The 17,426-nt window shown below is 40.3% G+C and carries 13 protein-coding genes and 1 pseudogene; 12 read left to right on the forward strand and 2 right to left on the reverse strand.

Translation table 11 applies throughout. The features are described 5' to 3' along the window. Positions 1-292: 292 nt before the first annotated feature. The 4 genes from cls (at position 293) to A0O21_RS04470 (ending at position 5,226) form a co-directional block, all read left to right on the forward strand. Positions 293-1,843: a cardiolipin synthase gene (gene cls / locus A0O21_RS04455; protein ID WP_067061927.1), complete on the forward strand. Its 1,551-nt coding sequence runs from the start codon at positions 293-295 to the stop codon at positions 1,841-1,843. A gap of 362 nt (positions 1,844-2,205) precedes the next feature. After that, positions 2,206-3,282 carry an aspartate-semialdehyde dehydrogenase gene (locus A0O21_RS04460; protein WP_067061930.1) on the forward strand — a complete coding sequence of 359 codons (1,077 nt, stop codon included), beginning with the start codon at positions 2,206-2,208 and terminating at the stop codon, positions 3,280-3,282. 334 nt (positions 3,283-3,616) lie between these two features. Next, a complete protein-coding gene (gene dapA, locus A0O21_RS04465) occupies positions 3,617-4,543 on the forward strand; it encodes a 4-hydroxy-tetrahydrodipicolinate synthase (RefSeq protein WP_067061932.1) in 927 nt (308 codons plus the stop codon). 344 nt (positions 4,544-4,887) lie between these two features. After that, positions 4,888-5,226: an ATP cone domain-containing protein gene (locus tag A0O21_RS04470; RefSeq protein WP_067061935.1), complete on the forward strand. Its 339-nt coding sequence runs from the start codon at positions 4,888-4,890 to the stop codon at positions 5,224-5,226. A gap of 87 nt (positions 5,227-5,313) precedes the next feature. On the opposite strand, the gene A0O21_RS04475 is transcribed toward A0O21_RS04470, so the two are convergent. Further along, a complete protein-coding gene (locus tag A0O21_RS04475; RefSeq protein WP_082854410.1) occupies positions 5,314-6,594 on the reverse strand; it encodes an aminotransferase-like domain-containing protein in 1,281 nt (426 codons plus the stop codon). Between the two features lie 368 nt (positions 6,595-6,962). Between A0O21_RS04475 and ylqF the strand changes: the two genes are divergently transcribed. The 8 genes and pseudogenes from ylqF to trmFO all read left to right on the forward strand — a co-directional run bounded on the left by ylqF (position 6,963) and on the right by trmFO (position 16,208). Continuing rightward, on the forward strand, positions 6,963-7,817 hold the full coding sequence (gene ylqF / locus A0O21_RS04480) for a ribosome biogenesis GTPase YlqF (protein ID WP_067061944.1): 855 nt from the start codon (positions 6,963-6,965) through the stop codon (positions 7,815-7,817). Continuing rightward, the gene (locus A0O21_RS04485) at positions 7,804-8,583 is read left to right on the forward strand and encodes a ribonuclease HII (protein WP_067061947.1); all 780 of its coding nucleotides are present in this window, start codon (positions 7,804-7,806) and stop codon (positions 8,581-8,583) included. The genes ylqF and A0O21_RS04485 overlap by 14 nt, the downstream gene beginning before the upstream one ends. Then, positions 8,580-9,566 (forward strand): YdcF family protein, encoded by a 987-nt coding sequence (locus tag A0O21_RS04490; protein WP_067061950.1) that lies wholly within the window; start codon positions 8,580-8,582, stop codon positions 9,564-9,566. The genes A0O21_RS04485 and A0O21_RS04490 overlap by 4 nt, the downstream gene beginning before the upstream one ends. Before the next feature lie 120 nt (positions 9,567-9,686). Then, positions 9,687-10,679 carry an ROK family protein gene (locus A0O21_RS04495; protein WP_067061952.1) on the forward strand — a complete coding sequence of 331 codons (993 nt, stop codon included), beginning with the start codon at positions 9,687-9,689 and terminating at the stop codon, positions 10,677-10,679. Positions 10,680-10,863: 184 nt separating this feature from the next. Then, positions 10,864-11,082 (forward strand): annotated as a pseudogene (locus tag A0O21_RS04500) (iron chelate uptake ABC transporter family permease subunit); the annotation flags it as partial. A 470-nt stretch (positions 11,083-11,552) separates the two neighbouring features. Continuing rightward, entirely contained in the window at positions 11,553-12,395 is an 843-nt protein-coding gene (gene dprA, locus A0O21_RS04505; RefSeq protein ID WP_067061958.1) for a DNA-processing protein DprA, read from the forward strand. A 92-nt stretch (positions 12,396-12,487) separates the two neighbouring features. Further along, entirely contained in the window at positions 12,488-14,611 is a 2,124-nt protein-coding gene (gene topA, locus A0O21_RS04510; RefSeq protein ID WP_067061962.1) for a type I DNA topoisomerase, read from the forward strand. Between the two features lie 262 nt (positions 14,612-14,873). Next, on the forward strand, positions 14,874-16,208 hold the full coding sequence (gene trmFO / locus A0O21_RS04515) for a methylenetetrahydrofolate--tRNA-(uracil(54)-C(5))-methyltransferase (FADH(2)-oxidizing) TrmFO (protein ID WP_067061965.1): 1,335 nt from the start codon (positions 14,874-14,876) through the stop codon (positions 16,206-16,208). A 493-nt stretch (positions 16,209-16,701) separates the two neighbouring features. Here the strand turns inward: trmFO and A0O21_RS04520 are convergent, their stop codons facing one another. Further along, positions 16,702-17,187: a PASTA domain-containing protein gene (locus A0O21_RS04520; protein ID WP_067061968.1), complete on the reverse strand. Its 486-nt coding sequence runs from the start codon at positions 17,185-17,187 to the stop codon at positions 16,702-16,704. Between the last annotated feature and the right edge of the window lie 239 nt (positions 17,188-17,426).

Genomic DNA, 17,426 nt, shown 5'->3' on the forward strand with positions numbered 1-17,426 from the left:
TTTTAATGGACTTTGTATCTTATGAATTGAACACGGGCTAAGCTCTTTGCAAAAAAGACAGCCTTCCCTAGAGTTTTTAGTGACTCAGCGGTCAGTCCCCTATTTTCCTTTTGCGTTTTTAACGGCCTTTGTATCTTGATGAATTGAACACGGCCTAAAATCCTAGTGAAAAAGATGGCTGTCAACGTGATGCCAGCACCACTTGCCATCCCCTATTTTCATACGGATTTTTAAAGGCCTTTGTATCTTATTGTTAGGGGGAGGGATTGTTATCGATAATAAAAATAAGGTGATGCATTTGTTGGACAAGAGCCGGCGCGGTTTTTTGCGCGGTATTTTCAGCCGGACAACTGTCATTGCTATTTTGCTGATGATTCAAATTCTTTTCTTGATTGCCTCCTTTGTGTGGCTCGATCAGTATCGGTTCTGGCTAGAATTGCTGGAGCGCGCTTTAGCTCTTTTAGTTGTTCTCTATCTGGTTAATAGTGAGATGGATGCCTTGTCACGTGTCACCTGGCTTATTCTGGTTATGATTTTTCCCTTATTAGGGTCGCTTTTTCTTTTCTATACAAAATTTGACTGGGGCTACCGTGAATTAAAGCAAAGAATTAACCATCTTATTAACAGCAGCAAGCCTTATTTACAGGATGATGAGGCTATTTTGGCTGATTTAAAAGGGATTACATCAACTACCTATCATCTGGTTCAGTATTTCAATAGAAGCAGCGGCAATTTTCCAGTTTACCAGAAGACAGCAGTGACCTACTTTCCGCTGGGTGAAGATTTTTTTGCAGAATTAAAGCAGCAGCTCCTCAAGGCAGAAAAATATATTTTTATGGAATTCTTTATTATCGCTGAAGGGCTGATGTGGGGAGAGATTTTGTCTATCTTGGAGAAAAAAGTAGAAGAGGGAGTAGAAGTCCGTGTTCTGTATGATGGAATGATTGAATTTTCAACTTTATCTTTTGATTATACTGAAAGACTGGCAAAAATCGGCATTAAAGCCAAGGCTTTTTCACCTATTTCGCCTTTTATTTCAACTTATTATAATTACCGTGATCATCGGAAAATAGTTGTTATTGACGGAGAAGTTGCTTTTACCGGCGGTGTCAATCTGGCTGATGAGTATATCAATCATATCGATCGCTTCGGGCACTGGAAGGATACGGGGCTTATGCTGGAAGGACAGGCAGTAGACAGTTTTTTGGTGATGTTTTTGCAAATGTGGTCTATCACTGAAAAAGAAATAGATATTGCACCTTATTTGGGGAGTCATGACCATCTGCCTGAAGCAGAAGGCTATGTTATACCCTATGGCGACTCTCCTATGGACACCGATAAAGTCGGTGAAAATGTTTATATCGACATCCTTAATCATGCTAAAGAATACGTTTATATTATGACGCCCTATCTTATTTTAGACAGTGAGATGGAACATGCCATTCGCTTTGCTGCCGAACGGGGGGTTGATGTCAAAATCATTATGCCGGGAATTCCGGACAAAACGATTCCATATGCTCTAGCTAAGACCTACTATGGTGCACTGATGAAATCGGGTGTTAAAATTTATGAATACACTCCTGGTTTTATACATGCCAAAGTTTTTATCAGTGATTCTTCCAAAGCAGTTGTTGGTACAATCAATCTGGATTACCGCAGTCTTTATCATCATTTTGAATGCGCCGCTTACCTTTACAGGGTGGAAGCTATTGCTGATATTTATAAGGATTATTTGCTGACTCTGGAACAATGCCTGGAAGTGACTGAAGAAAAACTGGAGGCAAGACCCACCAGCCAAAAGATTATCGGTATGGTTACCCGGGCTATTGCCCCCTTATTGTAATTGACAAACTGGTCTATTTTTGGTATAGTGTTCTTATGCGATGAGCCGTCTGTGGCTTGGCCACATATGCGCTAGGGAGGTCAATAACGCAAGGAGCGGACCTTGGTAAGTTGTGTGAACCTGCTTATCACATACGACAGTATGCCCTTTCCCTATCTGATGATAGGGATTTTTTTATTTGTGCCAGCTTGATGTCTAAAGTTTTGTTTGAAGTATTAATAATCAGCGGTCTCAGCCTATTTCGGCAAAAATCAGAGCCGCTCTTTTCATTTTCTGGAAAAAATAGTATAATTGATTTATTATAAATTTTTGGAAAATTTTGAAGATAACTGAAAGATTGGTTTTAAGTAGGAGGTATTTAAATGGGCTACACTGTTGCTGTTGTTGGTGCTACTGGGGCTGTTGGAACGCGAATGATTCGAATGCTTGAGTCGTCTTCCCTCCCTATTGATAGGGTCAGATTTTTGTCCTCAAAACGCTCGGCTGGAAAAATGCTGAGCTATAAAGGCCGGCCAGTGGAAGTTGAACTAACAACAGAAGACTCATTTGCAGGTGTTGACCTCGCTCTTTTTTCCGCTGGCGGTTCCACCTCTGCAAAGTTTGCGCCTTATGCTGTTCGGGAGGGAGCTGTAGTTGTTGACAATACATCTTATTTTCGTCAGCACCCTGATGTTCCTTTAGTTGTTCCGGAAGTTAATGCGCATACCCTCAAAGACCACCATGGTATTATTGCCTGTCCGAATTGTTCTACCATCCAAATGATGGTTGCGCTTGAACCTGTCCGCCGCAAATGGGGTCTCGAACGTATCATTGTTTCAACCTATCAGGCGGTTTCAGGAGCCGGTCAGTCTGCGATTAATGAAACAGAACGGGAATTGAAAGAAGTATTAAATGATGGTGCAGATCCTCGGTCAGTCCAGGCAAATATTTTACCTGCCGGAGGCGATAAAAAACATTATCCTATTGCGTTTAATGCTCTCGCACAGATTGATGTGTTTACAGATAACGATTATACCTATGAAGAAATGAAGATGACCAAGGAAACGAAAAAAATTATGGAAGAACCTGATTTAGCTGTTTCTGCAACCTGTGTCCGGATTCCAGTCCTTTATTCTCATTCTGAGTCTGTTTATATTGAAACAAAAGAAAAAGCAGCCATTGCAGATGTCAAAGCAGCTATTGCTGCCTTTCCTGGAGCAGTGCTTGAAGATGATGTCAGCAATCAGCTTTATCCTCAGGCCATTAACGCGGTAGGAAGCTGCGATACTTTTGTCGGCCGTATCCGTAAGGATTTAGATGCCGAAAACGGGATTCATATGTGGGTTGTCTCAGATAATCTTCTCAAAGGAGCTGCCTGGAATTCTGTTCAGATCGCTGAAGAACTTCATCGCCAAAATCTGGTTCGTCCAACCGAAGAGCTGAAATTTAAGCTGCAGTGAGACTATTAAAAAACAAACAGTTAAACTTGCGGAAAAATACAATCCAAAAGCAAGGTGCAGCTTTACAAGGCATTGGTCAAGTTCCTGTTTTTCAATCACTTTCTTTACGGCTGCAGCCTGCTGCCTTTGTATCTTATTGGAACGGAACACGCCCTAAGCTCTTAGTTTAGCAAAAAAGAAGCGCAGTCATAGGAAGCGCAGCTTGACATGCGGTTGTGGCTGTTCTGTGAGGGAGCCTCCCCTTGAGTCCTGAATTTTTTGGGGATTCGGCGGTCAGCTCTTATTTTGCTGTGAGCTTTAAACGGGACTTGTGACTTGATGAAAGGAGATGTTTATGCCTAATACTGATTTTAAGGATGTCAAAATAATTACAGCACTTGTAACCCCTTTTAGGGAAGATGGATCTATTAATTTTGAAGCGCTGCCTAAGCTGATTGAACATTTGCTGGCTCATCACACAGAGGGACTGCTGTTAGCTGGAACAACGGCTGAAAGTCCGACCCTGACACATGATGAAGAATTGGAATTGTTCGCCGCTGTGCAAAAGATTGTTGCAGGCCGGGTTCCCCTTATTGCAGGAGTTGGGACCAACGACACAAGAGATTCCGTTGATTTCGCCAAAGAGGTCGCAGAATTTGGCGGATTTGCTGCAGGACTTGCCATTGTGCCCTATTATAACAAACCGACCCAAGAAGGACTCTATCAGCATTTTAAAGCGATTGCGGAAGCCAGCGATTTACCGATTATTATTTATAATATTCCGGGCCGTGTCGTTGTGGAATTGGCTCCCGAAACCCTGCTTAAATTGGCCAAGCATCCAAATATTATTGGCGTTAAAGAATGCACCAATCTTGATAATATGGCTTACCTTATTGAAAATAAACCGGATGACTTTCTCATTTATACTGGAGAAGATGGGGAAGTCTTCCATGCCATGAATCTGGGGGCTGACGGTGTCATCAGTGTGGCATCTCACACTAATGGTGATGAATTGTATGAAATGATTCAAGCTATTGCAGATAGCGATATTAAAAAAGCTGCCCAGATTCAGCGGCGTTTTCTGCCCAAAGTCAATGCGCTCTTTTCTGTAGCCAGCCCAGCACCAGTTAAGGCAGTGCTGAATCATCAAGGCTTTAATGTCGGTCCTTTGCGGCTGCCGCTGGTTGCCTGCACTTCTGAAGAGGCCAGTCGAATTGTAGATGTTGTTCTCGATCGGGCACCTAAACAATATGTCACTGGTGTTTTACGGCCGGATTATTAAGAAACGATTGCTATCTAGGATGAAAAAGAGACTTGATTTTTAGAGCAATTCTAGCTTATCGTGCTTTTTAAAGACTTTTAGACAATTTTTGTTTGGTTTTCGGATAAATTTCTTGACATTTTTTGAAAACATTTGCATAATAAACCTTAGCTGGTAACAGCGGAAAAAGGCAGTCAAAAAAGCAGCAGCTAAATGCTATTGAAAAATGGGTTTGACTGGATGTTAAAAAGAGATTTAGCGCAGCCTGAAGGCTCGGAAAAAGGAAAAGCAATCCTGTGAAGTACACAATACAAGCCCTAGGGACTGCTTTCTTTAAGGTCTTTGTATTTTAGTAAGGAGTGACTATGCAGATTATCAAACGTGACGGGAAAATAGCAGAATTTGACCCGGATAAAATCTATCAAGCTATCATTAAAGCAGCTCAAACGGTTTATGTGATTGATGAGAAATGGCGTCAAGATTTAGCTCAGGTTACTAAAAAAGTGGTTTTAGACTTGGAAGAAGCACAGATAGAACGTCCGACTATCAATATGATTCAATCATTAGTTGAAAATCGTTTATTGGATGCCGGATACATTTCTATTGCTGAGCACTATATTTCTTACCGTTTGCAGCGTGACTTAGAGCGCAATGGCTATGGCGACCATATTAATGTGCATTTGCGTTTTGAACAGGTAAAATAAAGAACTCTGTTATACTATAAAAACTGGGGAAAGCCATCTTCCCCCAGTTTTTATTTCCGGCAAACTCAGCACTTTGTTTATTTGCAGTCAGTCGGTTTGTAGGCTGCTGAACAGTTTTTTGAGATTATCACTTAATCGTTCGTTAATGGCTAATCTTAAATAGTTACTGTTTGAATTTTCAAGGTAATACTCTTCTAAAAAATGCCAGTCTTTACTTTCTTTTAACCGCTGAGGATTGTTAATATCAGCTGCTAGCTTAAGAACTACAGACTGCGGAGCAATTCTGTAGTCTGAATAATCTGAGACTGCTTTTAAGTTTTCTTCAGCTTGCTGCATTTGTTTTTGAAAGACATTTTTCAAAAACCTGAGATTTTTGGCGAACATGCCGTTGTCAAGATATAAAGAGAGAGCTTTTTGCATGATTAAGTTCGTGTCATAATCAATTAATTTTTTGTAGTCTAAAAAGCGCTGCAGCAAGGGCTGAGGAAGTACTAAGCCAGCTAAGCGAAGAGCTGGGAAAAGAGAAGCAGAAAATGATTTGAGATAAATCACTTTATCAGCTGTATCATAATAGTGAAGCGGGAGATCCCCTGTGTGGGCAAAATCGCCTAAATAGTCATCTTCGATGATGTAGACATCGTACTGAGCAGCCAGCTCAACTAATTTTTCTTTTTCTTGTTTACTATAGCTTAGTCCCAATGGATTCGAATAGCGGGAAATAGTATAGAAACATTTAATCTGACGGGTTTTAAAAAGCTCTTCAAGTTTTGCCCAATTAATCCCTTTAAAATCACGTTCAATAGTTAGAAAAGGCAGATTTTGGCGGTGAACCAGCTCATTCATCCGATGATAGGTGGGCTGTTCCAGTAAAAAAAAACTTTTCTTGTTGGGAAAGGTTAGCTGCGTTAAAATATAGAGGGCTTGTTGAACACCTGAAGTGACAATGATATTGTCAATCTTGCTATAAACAGCATTGTCTTCTAACTGGTGCTGCAGTGATTCAAGGAGTTCGGTTAACCCCTGTTGATTAGGATAGGTGTTAAAAAGGTCTTTCTCGCGTCCGATCAGAGTCTCGTTAATGCATCTGCGGAAATCTTCATAGGCTATATTATGATAACCGGATAAACTGAAGTCCAGCGGCTTTTCCTTCTGCACTCTTCCTTCAAAAACATAGTAACCGCTTTTTGCAACCGGATAAATCAAGTTATGATAAGTCAATTCCCAAAGCGCATGCTGAACGGTATCCTTGCTGCAGCGGTAAGTTTGACTGAGTGTGCGGATCGATGGAAGCCGGTCTCCTTTTTTGAGCTGGCCGTTTTCGATTTTCCTTTTTATATCGTGATAGATTTGCTGATATTTTTTCATGATGCCTTTTGTCTCCAGAGAGTTTATTCTACAACTATTGTAACTCAGCTCATTTTTTTAGGCAAGATGAGATTAGTTTTTTTAAAGTATATTAATACTAAAAAATGAGATTCTATTCTCGCTTATTTAAAAGACAGTAAAAAACCTTTAGATAGCGAGCTATTTCTTTAAAGTATTTTAGTATTTAAAAACCATAAATACTTTTTTACTTTTGCTCTACGTTTTCGGCTGATATAATCTCAAAAAAAGATAGGTAGGCGGTATGCTGAAAAAGACCAGTAAAATAAGATGAAACATGATATAATAAAGCATAATTGATTTGTATTGATATGGTAGGAAAGTTCTATTGGTTGGAAAGGAAAGATTACTTTATGGCGACTATTCAATGGTTTCCCGGACACATGTCGAAAGCCAGACGGAAGGTGCAGGAAAATTTAAAATTTGTGGATTTTGTGACAGTCTTGGTTGATGCCAGACTGCCTCTGTCCAGTCAAAATCCAATGTTGACAAAAATCATAGGGGATAAGCCAAAACTTCTTATTTTGAATAAAGCTGATTTGGCAGACAGCACGTCTACTAAAGAATGGCTGGCTTACTTTCAGTCTAAAGGTATCCATGCTTTAGCTGTTAATTCTAAAGACCAATCAACGGCTCAAAAAATAACGGCAGCTGCTAAAAAACTTATGGCTGCTAAACTGGCTAAGCAGCGCGAACGCGGCCTTGAAAAGACTATCATGCGAACCATGATTATCGGTATTCCTAATGTTGGGAAGTCAACATTAATGAATCGGCTGGCCGGAAAAAAAGTAGGGACTGTCGGGAATAAACCTGGAGTAACAAAAGGAGAGCAGTGGCTGAGAACTCACAAAGATTTAGCTATCTTAGATACTCCCGGTATTCTTTGGCCAAAATTCGAGGATAGGACGACAGCGCTGAAGCTGGCTTTAACCGGAGCTATTAAGGATAGCTTGCTGCCGCTGGATGATGTGACAGTTTTTGGAATAAATTATTTTAAGACCTATTATCCGGACCGTCTGCTGGCACGTTTTAAAAATCTTGATCTGGAAACAGAAGCTCCGGAAATGATTATGGATCTGACTCAGCAGTTAGGCTTTAGGGAAGACTATGACCGCTTCTATGAGCTTTTTATCAGAGAGGTGCGTAAGGGCAAGTTAGGGACCTATACTTTAGATCGTATTGGAGAAGAAGTCGATGGCAACTATTAAAGAGATTAAAGCCATGTTGGCAGATATCAGCAGTCTGACTGATCCGCTATGGCAGGAGCTGTCAGGCGATCACCGTTTGGGTGTTCAAAAAGCGATTAAGCAGCGTCAGAAAGCACTTCAATCAGAGGCAGCAGAAGAACAGCGGCTGGAAAAAATGCTTTCCTATGAAAAAGCACTTTATGCTCAAAATTATAAAGCTATTGCAGGTATTGATGAAGTAGGGCGTGGACCTTTGGCCGGACCGCTTGTAGCAGCCTGTGTTATTCTGCCTGAAAATGAGAAAATTAAAGGACTCAATGACTCTAAGAAAATTCCCAAAAAAAAGCATGAAGCCCTCTACCATCAAATAATGGCAAAAGCTTTAGCGGTTGGTGTTGGTATCATTGATAATAAAATGATTGATCAAATTAATATTTATGAGGCTGCAAAATTAGGGATGCTGCAGGCAGTCAATACTATGGAAGGCCGTATTCAAAAGCCGGATTATCTATTGATCGATGCAATGACGTTAAAGACAGAAATTCCACAGCAGGCTGTCATCAAAGGTGATGCGCACTCACTCTCTATTGCCGCAGCCTCTATTGTGGCTAAGGTGACACGCGATCGCATAATGACCGATTATGACACCCTTTATCCGGGCTATGGTTTTGCTGAAAATGCCGGCTATGGAACTAAGAGACATCTAGAAGGGCTGTACAAATATGGAGTGACTCCTATTCACCGAAAAAGTTTTGAGCCGGTGAAATCTTTGGTGGGGGAAATATGATTTATCTATTTCTATCTTGTTTTGTCCTATTTATCAGTGTATCTGTTTGGGAACGGCGGACGATTTGGCTGGGGATTTTATTTTGTTTAATGCTGGTCAGTGCCTTTGCCTCTTTATTACCCTTTATTCAGTATCCAAGTCTCTGGTTTTATTGGATTTTTCTTCCAGTTATTCTTTTGCTGTCTGTTGGTCCTTTAGGTTTTGCCTTATTATGTCTTTATAAAAGTTTTCAATTACTGTATAAGGAAGGCCGGCGCTGGTCTAACTTTTTATCCTTCGCTTTAGGTTTGGGTGGACTGTTGATTATTTTTTCTTATTCCCATACAGAAACCGCTGACTATATCCAGCACAGGAGCTGGCTTTTAGCTGTTTATACGGCCTTTATGCTTTTGGTCCTTTACTTTACTGTGCAGCTTATCTTTTTTACAACTGCCAGTGTGCTTAACTTTTCATTTACTTTTGTGCAAAGAGCCGATTATGTGCTTGTTTTAGGTGCCGGACTGCTGGGAGATAGGGTTACACCTCTCTTGGCTTCTCGGATTGATAAGGGAATCAGTGTTTACCAAAAAAATCCCGGAAGCAAACTGATTATGTCAGGTGGACAAGGAAGTGATGAGTCTGTCAGCGAAGCAGAAGCTATGCGCAGCTATGCTTTGAAGCAGGGAGTTCCTCCGCAGGACATTATAGTAGAAAAACAGTCCCGTAATACACGTGAGAATATCCGTTTCTCAAAAGCACTGATTAAAGACGGTGCCCCTGTCGCTATAGTGACCAGTTACTATCATCTATTCAGGGCACTGACCTTAGCCAGACAGGAAAAACTGAAAAGTTTCGGGTACGGTGCAAAAACAAGGTTTTATTTTGCCCTCAATGCCTTTATAAGAGAATTCATCGGTTATCTTATGCAAACAAAGAAATGGCAGCTCCTAACTTTTTTAATTTTAGCCTGTTGTTATTGTATCTTTCGCTACTTGTTTAACTGAGAACTAGCCGAGCACAAACAAGCTGTCCTAAGGTTTTTTAAACTTTTATATGTTAGAAAAGCATCATTAATCTGGAGAAGCAGTGAAGGCTTTATTCAAAAACTTAAGAAGGAGAAGGGCATGAAAAAATTTTTAACCATTGACATCGGAGGAAGCTTTATTAAACATGCTTTAATCGATGACAAAGAAGTGCTGACACAGTCCGGTGAAAGTCCGACTCCAAATACGATGGAAGATTTTCTGGCTGTTTTAGAAAAACTGATTGCTTCTTATCAAGAACAGATTTCTGGGGTTTGTATTGCCTGTCCCGGTCAGATTAATGCGCGGACAGGTTTTATCCATAAAGGCGGGCTTTTATCCTATCTGAAATCTTTTCCCCTCAAGCAGTTTTTAACAGATCGATTCAGTCTCCCAGTCAGTGTTATTAATGATGCAAATGCTGCGGGACTTGCGGAAGCGCAGCATGGAGAACTTGCTGACTGCCGATGCGGAGCTGTCCTTGTATTGGGGACAGGAGTTGGATTGGCCTTGGTTTCCCACGGTGATCTCTTGTCTGCTAAAAATTTTGCTGCTGCTGATATTCTGATAAAAGAAGATAAAAAAGAGGAGGGCGGCTTCAAAGAGAAATTCAGCACGGATATAATCAGCAGTTTATTCAATCTCCATTTAAAGGGATTAGAAAGTCTGTGGGATAATAAAGGATCAGCAGTTCAGTTTATCAAGGAGAGCAGTGCTTACCTCGGATTAGCTGACGAGGATGGACGGGCTGTTTTTCAGGCTTTGAACGACAATAAGGACGCAGAATTACACAAACGCTTTGAAACTTACTGCCGTGAAATTGCCTACTTGATTCTTAATTTGCAAAGTATTTTCAGGCTGGAACTTGTAGCTATTGGAGGTGGTATCAGCAGTCAGCCTCTCTTAATTAAGGAAATTGACAGGCAATACCGAGACCTTCTTTCTAAGGAAGCAGCTTTATCCCTATCAGCAGCCCTGCCTATTAGGGCTTGCCGCTATCATAATGAAGCTAATCTTATCGGAGCTTTCTGCCATTTCAAAAAGCAGGATACAAAAGAAAGGGGATTCAAGTCTTTTCTCTTTGGGCCAGATTGACAGAGAGCTGTTAAAACAGTATTAAACAAAGTTTTATCCTTAAAATCTTGCTGCGGGAATTTCTTGCCTGCAGCATTTTATTTTTAAAAATATTGTACAAATTTTCTGAATTTTATGTTATCATAAAGGGGTATCTGCCCATTAGGGACAGATACAAAAAATAATCTATTTCAAAGGGGATAGTATGAAAAAACTATTAACTGTTCCAGTGCTGGGGACAATTCTAGTCATCCTTTCTCTTTGTTCAATATATATCGGTGTTAAATCCCTTTCTATTTCAGATGGCTGGGATTTAACAAAATCACAATTCAATATTCTTTTTTCAAGCCGTCTCCCTCGGACAATCAGTATCATTATTGCTGGTGCCGGTTTTTCTGTTTGCAAGCTGGTTATACAGCAGCTGTACTAGCTGTATTTGGTTCGCTGCTGTTTGTTTGGCTCCTGCATGCTGTTAGATTTAAGCATGAAATTTTTAATCTCTCTGATTGGCCTAGTGCTGTACTTGGTTTATGCATCGACCGATTCTGAAAAGGATTTTACTGAATCGGTTGAAGAGTGCATCACTATGTTTGTTAACCTTTGTAATCAAACTAAAAAAGCTAAAGGTTATGTTATAATAAGAAGATTGCTGAGGCGACGAGAAAATAGGAAAAGACTGTTAAAGACAAAGATATTCCTTCAGTCCCTTTTGTTATGATTAAGAGCGATGAGGTTCTGTCTCAATCTCCTGCGGCCAATCTGGCTGGTTTTCCCTAAAGCAGGTCTCTCTGCAGTGAACAGCACAGATTTCTGATTGACGAAAAAGATTTAGATTTTTAAACTTAACTAAAAAATCTAAGTCTTTTTTTGCGAATAATAGAGGTGAGGTGTTTTATGAATAATTTTGAACTTTTCAAACTGAAACAGGCAGGACTCAGCAATCTCAATGTTATTAACATTTTGACTTACCAGAAACAGAAGCAGAAATCATTGTCCTTACGTGATATGGCTGTAGTATCTCAGTGTAAAGATCCTCTTTTATTTATTGAAGCCTACAAAAATTTAAACAGTAAGGAACTAAGACCTGTTTTTAATCGTTTCCCGTCGGTTTCCATATTGGATAAGGCTTACCCTTTAGAACTGAAATCTGTGTATAATCCGCCGGTTTTGCTATATTATTCTGGAAATCTGGATTTGCTGACTAAGCCTAAATTAGCAGTAGTTGGAGGACGTTTGGCGTCTGATATCGGTACAAAGTCTATTCAAAAAATTATCAAAGAGCTTAATAATCATTTTGTTATTATCAGCGGTTTAGCGCGTGGTATTGATACAAGTGCACATCTGGCCTGCTTAAAAAACGGAGGCAGTACAATTGCTGTTATCGGAACAGGATTAAATGTTACATACCCAAAAGAAAATGCACAGCTTCAGCAGTATATCAGCAAAAATCATTTGGCTTTGACAGAGTATGATCCCGATTCTCCACCTTTAAGATTTCATTTTCCTGAGAGAAACCGGATTATTGCAGGTTTAGCACAAGGGGTTATCGTAGCAGAAGCTAAAAGGCGTTCAGGCAGCCTGATTACTTGTGAAAGAGCGTTGGAAGAAGGGAGAGATGTCTTTGCTGTTCCCGGCAATATTTTAGATGGAAAATCAGATGGCTGTCTTCATTTAATTCAAGAGGGAGCAAAGTGTATTACAAGTGGGTTTGATGTTGTTTCCGAGTACCAATTATAAAAGAGTTCTTCCTATAGAGAAATGTTTTTTATTGACAGTTATTAAAAAATGGGATATTATGCTATAAGTTTATCTAGTTAGAAAGTGATCTTATGGCAACAATACAAACAAAAACAAGTAAAAAATCATCTTCTAAAAAGAAGCGGAAAGCTGCTTCAAAAAATTTAGTCATTGTGGAATCCCCTGCTAAGGCCAAGACTATTGAAAAATACCTCGGGCGCAACTATAAGGTTGTGGCTTCGGTCGGCCATATCCGCGATTTGAAAAAATCAAGCATGTCCATCGATTTTGAAAATAACTATGAGCCTCAGTATATCAATATCCGCGGCAAAGGAGAGCTTATCAACTCTCTGAGAAAAGAAGCTAAAAACGCTAAAAAAGTTTTTTTGGCTAGTGACCCGGATCGAGAAGGAGAAGCGATTTCTTGGCATTTGGCTCATATTTTAAATCTGGATGCTAACGATAAAAACCGTGTGGTTTTTAATGAGATAACTAAAGATGCTGTTAAAAATGCCTTTGTGGAACCTAGGGAAATCGATATGGATTTAGTGGATTCACAGCAGGCACGCCGGGTTCTCGACCGCATTGTGGGTTACTCTATTTCCCCTCTTTTGTGGAAAAAAGTGAAAAAAGGGCTGTCGGCAGGCCGGGTGCAATCCGTAGCTTTAAAACTTATTATTGATCGTGAGAATGAAATTAAAGCTTTTAAACCAGAGGAATATTGGACAATTGATGGTGCTTTTAAAAAAGGTACACGCAAGTTTCAAGCCTCTTTTTATGGCTTAGACGGCAAAAAAATCAAGCTTCGCAATAATGAACAAGTCAAAGAAGTTTTAGCGAGGCTTCAGAGCGATGATTTTCAAGTAGATACTGTGGAGAAAAAGGAGCGCCGCCGAAAAGCCCCTCTTCCTTATACAACATCTTCTCTTCAGCAAGATGCGGCTAATAAGATTAATTTCCGAACACGCAAAACAATGATGGTTGCCCAGCAGTTATATGAGGGCCTTAGTATTGGTCCAGGCGGACAGCAGGGGCTGATTACTTATATGCGTACAGACTCAACCCGCATCAGCCCCGTTGCACAAAACGATGCTGCTCTTTTTATTACCGAGCGTTTCGGTCAGAAGTATTCCCGTCACGGAAGCCGTATCAGAAATGCCTCAGGTGCTCAGGACGCTCACGAAGCAATCAGACCATCAAATGTTAATCATACTCCAGAGATGATTGCCAAATACCTTGATAAAGATCAGCTGAAACTTTACACCTTGATTTGGAACCGTTTTGTAGCCAGTCAGATGACCGGAGCAGTCTTCGATACGATGAAAGTCAACCTGTCACAAAACGGTGTGACTTTTGTTGCTAATGGCAGCCAAGTAAAGTTTGATGGCTACCTGGCTGTTTATAATGACTCTGATAAGAACAAGATGCTTCCTGAAATGGCAGAAGGCGATCTTGTAAAAAAAGTCACAACTCAGCCTGAGCAGCATTTCACTCAGCCGCCTGCCCGCTATTCAGAAGCCAGCCTGATTAAAACGCTGGAAGAAAACGGTGTCGGCCGTCCTTCTACCTATGCTCCGACTTTGGAAACTATTCAGAAACGTTACTATGTCAGGCTGTCTGCCAAACGTTTTGAACCAACTGAATTGGGAGAAATCGTCAACCGTCTGATTGTAGAATTTTTTCCTGACATTGTTGACGTCAAGTTTACCGCTGAAATGGAAGATAAGCTGGATCAGGTCGAGATTGGTAAGGAAGAGTGGCAAAAGGTCATTGATGATTTTTATAAACCTTTTGAAAAAGAATTAAAAGAAGCAGAAGAAGGCATTGAAAAAATTCAGATTAAAGATGAGCCTGCCGGCTTTGACTGCGATGTCTGCGGGCATCCGATGGTAATCAAACTGGGCCGCTATGGTAAGTTTTATGCTTGCAGTAATTTCCCAGAGTGCCATAATACTAAAGCGATTACTAAAGAAATCGGCGTCACCTGTCCGCTTTGCGGTCAGGGGCAGGTTATTGAACGGAAAACAAAGAAAAACCGGATCTTTTACGGCTGCGACCGTTATCCTGACTGTGAGTTTACGTCATGGGATCGGCCGATTAACAGGAAATGTCCGAAATCCGGTGATTTTCTTGTCGAAAAAAAGGTCCGAGGCGGCGGAAAACAAGTTGTCTGCAGCAATGAAAACTGCGATTATAAAGAAGAGAAAATCAAATAATTGCCGCAAAAATTATTTTTCTGATAGGGTACTGTCTCAAGTTCAGACAATGTCCTGTCAGCTTTTTTAGTTTACTGTCCAATGAAATCAAAATTAACAGGTGTGAGAATGTTGGGGATAGAAGTAACCGAAGCTTCCTATTATTGTAAGTATTTTTGGAAAGTCTTAGCTTTAAGAAACCGCATAATTAAGGTATAATAATCATAGGTAAAATTAGGAAACTCAGATAGACTTTATCTAAATATTGCAAGAGGTACAACTATTGTCTCAGAATTATATTAATGTTATTGGTGCCGGTCTGGCTGGCAGCGAAGCAGCCTATCAAATTGCTAAACGCGGTGTTTCTGTTAAACTTTATGAAATGCGCGGCAGAAAACCAACACCGCAGCACAAAACTGACAATTTTGCTGAGTTAGTTTGTTCAAATTCTTTTCGGGGAGACAGCCTAACCAATGCTGTTGGTTTGCTGAAAGAGGAAATGAGGAGACTGGACTCACTGATTATGCGTATTGGTGAAGCTCACCGTCTTCCTGCTGGCGGTGCAATGGCAGTTGACCGTGAAGCTTACGCAAAAGCGGTGACAGCTGAAATTGAAAACCACCCCTTAGTTGAAGTTATTCGAGAAGAAGTGGCTGAAATTCCCAAAGATACTGTTACAATTATTGCGACAGGCCCCTTAACCAGTGATGCACTGGCTGAAAAAATTCACGCTCTTAATGGTGGAGAAGGTTTTTATTTTTATGATGCTGCAGCCCCCATTGTTGATAAAAGTTCTATCAACATGGATACAGTTTATTTGAAATCACGTTACGATAAAGGAGAAGCGGCTTATCTTAACTGTCCTATGACTAAAGAAGAATTTTTGCTTTTCTATGATGCTTTGATTCATGCAGAAGTAGCACCGCTTAACGCTTTTGAAAAAGAACAATATTTTGAAGGCTGCATGCCTATTGAGGTCTTGGCTAAGCGCGGCATTAAAACCTTGCTTTACGGGCCGATGAAACCTGTTGGTCTCGAATATCCTGAAGACTATAAAGGGGTCCGTGACGGCCAGTTCAAAACACCCTATGCAGTTGTACAACTCCGTCAGGATAACGCTGCCGGCAGTCTTTATAACATCGTAGGCTTCCAGACTCACCTCAAGTGGGGAGAACAAAAGCGTATTTTCCGTATGATTCCCGGTCTTGAGAATGCAGAATTTGTCCGTTACGGAGTGATGCACCGCAACTCATATATGGATTCGCCCAACCTACTCAGTCCAACCTTTGCGACACGTAACAATCCTTATCTGTTCTTTGCCGGTCAAATGACAGGAGTAGAGGGGTATGTAGAATCGGCTGCTTCCGGCTTGGTTGCAGGCATTAATGCTGTCCGTGTTTTTCAGCAGAAAGAACCGGTTGTTTTCCCGCAAACAACTGCTATAGGTGCACTTCCGCACTATATCACTCAGACAGAGAGCAAACACTTTCAGCCCATGAACATCAACTTTGGTATTATCAAAGAGCTTGACGGTCCTCGGATCCGAGACAAAAAAGAGCGCTATGAGAAAATTGCTGAACGTGCCTTAAATGATTTGCATTCCTTTTTAGATTGCTAAGCCCTTAACCTGCTATAATTCCAAAAAGTGACCAAGTCTGCAAGGAGAGACAGATATGCTGCTTTTAGCTAGAAGAAATTATGGTTTGTCTTGCTGTGCCCTCTGCCTTTGCTTATAAATTTTAGAAAGAGGTATTGTAGGAAGTTTATTTGGCATGCTCTTTCTGATTGGGGCGTTCGTTATGCTCTATCATCAAGAATTTTTCTACTCTGGCATTTTAGCTTTAGCTGGCAGTATCTACATTTATCGAGGAGTTTATCAGTGATTAAAGCATTGATGCAAATCAACAACTAAAAAATACAGCACGTATATTGGCGTTTAGCTAATAGAAAGCTTTTCTTAAAAAAGGTTAGAGGTTAAATATAATGAAACCATTTCCTGATTACAAGGGAGCAAAATTAAGGAATATAAAAAAGCACAAGGCCTGTGAACAAAGGTTTTGTGCTTTTTTAATAATCATTGCTGTCTATCTGTGCTTTTCGGTGTCACATCCTTAGGACGTTTCGGTTTTTTCGGAATTTTTTTTACCACGCTTAAGCGAGTTTGAAAAAGTCTGGCCGAATCTTTGAATTTTTGATTTTTGTTCCTTTAAAAGGATGATACTGGCATTGAGAGACGCTTGATCGAGATAATACAGTTTAATCAACGTTCCAAGTTTGGCTTTCTTCTTTTTAGGATACATACTGACGACTTGGTTGGGAAGGAATTTAGCATACTTTATCTGCGGTGTTGCCGGAATCAGACTGACAGTAAATCCCTGATTTTCCAAATGTTTTTTTGCTTCCTCTACATTTAAATGCAGCACATTGTCTATTTCTTTGTAAGCTTCCTGTTGCTCATGGCGCCTGTCCAATTCTTTCTCAATAATCGGCCTGGTGTTATCCACGGCTCTGTTGATAATTTCCGTTGTATCCGGCAGAACAGAAATGATTTTGCCGGCCCTGTTAAGTTTTTTAATCCAACTTTTCCTCTTTGCCATCTTTACTCCCCTGAAAGCAACCTTTCTTACATTATAACAAAAAGCCGGAGAAAAGACGGGATTAAACCTTACATTTTTGTAAGATTAGCAGACTCGATGTGTAAGATTTGAAGTTCTTTTTTTCGGTACAATAAGATTGTAAAAAAACAGAAAGCCTAAAAATTATAGTTGCTCTGTTAAACTTAAAGGTTTCATGTTTTTATCCGCATTTATCTTAGACGGTCAAACACGACCTAAAA

The sequence above is a fragment of the Streptococcus pantholopis genome (assembly GCF_001642085.1).
GTDB lineage: Bacteria > Bacillota > Bacilli > Lactobacillales > Streptococcaceae > Streptococcus > Streptococcus pantholopis.

Coding starts and splice junctions, on each gene's coding strand:
- A0O21_RS04490 (WP_067061950.1), top strand. CDS start 8,580: ATGATTTATCTATTTCTATCTTGTTTTGTCCTATTTATCAGTGTATCT.
- cls (WP_067061927.1), top strand. CDS start 293: ATGCATTTGTTGGACAAGAGCCGGCGCGGTTTTTTGCGCGGTATTTTC.
- dprA (WP_067061958.1), top strand. CDS start 11,553: ATGAATAATTTTGAACTTTTCAAACTGAAACAGGCAGGACTCAGCAAT.
- A0O21_RS04470 (WP_067061935.1), top strand. CDS start 4,888: ATGCAGATTATCAAACGTGACGGGAAAATAGCAGAATTTGACCCGGAT.
- topA (WP_067061962.1), top strand. CDS start 12,488: ATGGCAACAATACAAACAAAAACAAGTAAAAAATCATCTTCTAAAAAG.
- A0O21_RS04485 (WP_067061947.1), top strand. CDS start 7,804: ATGGCAACTATTAAAGAGATTAAAGCCATGTTGGCAGATATCAGCAGT.
- ylqF (WP_067061944.1), top strand. CDS start 6,963: ATGGCGACTATTCAATGGTTTCCCGGACACATGTCGAAAGCCAGACGG.
- A0O21_RS04520 (WP_067061968.1), bottom strand. CDS start 17,187: ATGGCAAAGAGGAAAAGTTGGATTAAAAAACTTAACAGGGCCGGCAAA.
- dapA (WP_067061932.1), top strand. CDS start 3,617: ATGCCTAATACTGATTTTAAGGATGTCAAAATAATTACAGCACTTGTA.
- A0O21_RS04460 (WP_067061930.1), top strand. CDS start 2,206: ATGGGCTACACTGTTGCTGTTGTTGGTGCTACTGGGGCTGTTGGAACG.
- A0O21_RS04495 (WP_067061952.1), top strand. CDS start 9,687: ATGAAAAAATTTTTAACCATTGACATCGGAGGAAGCTTTATTAAACAT.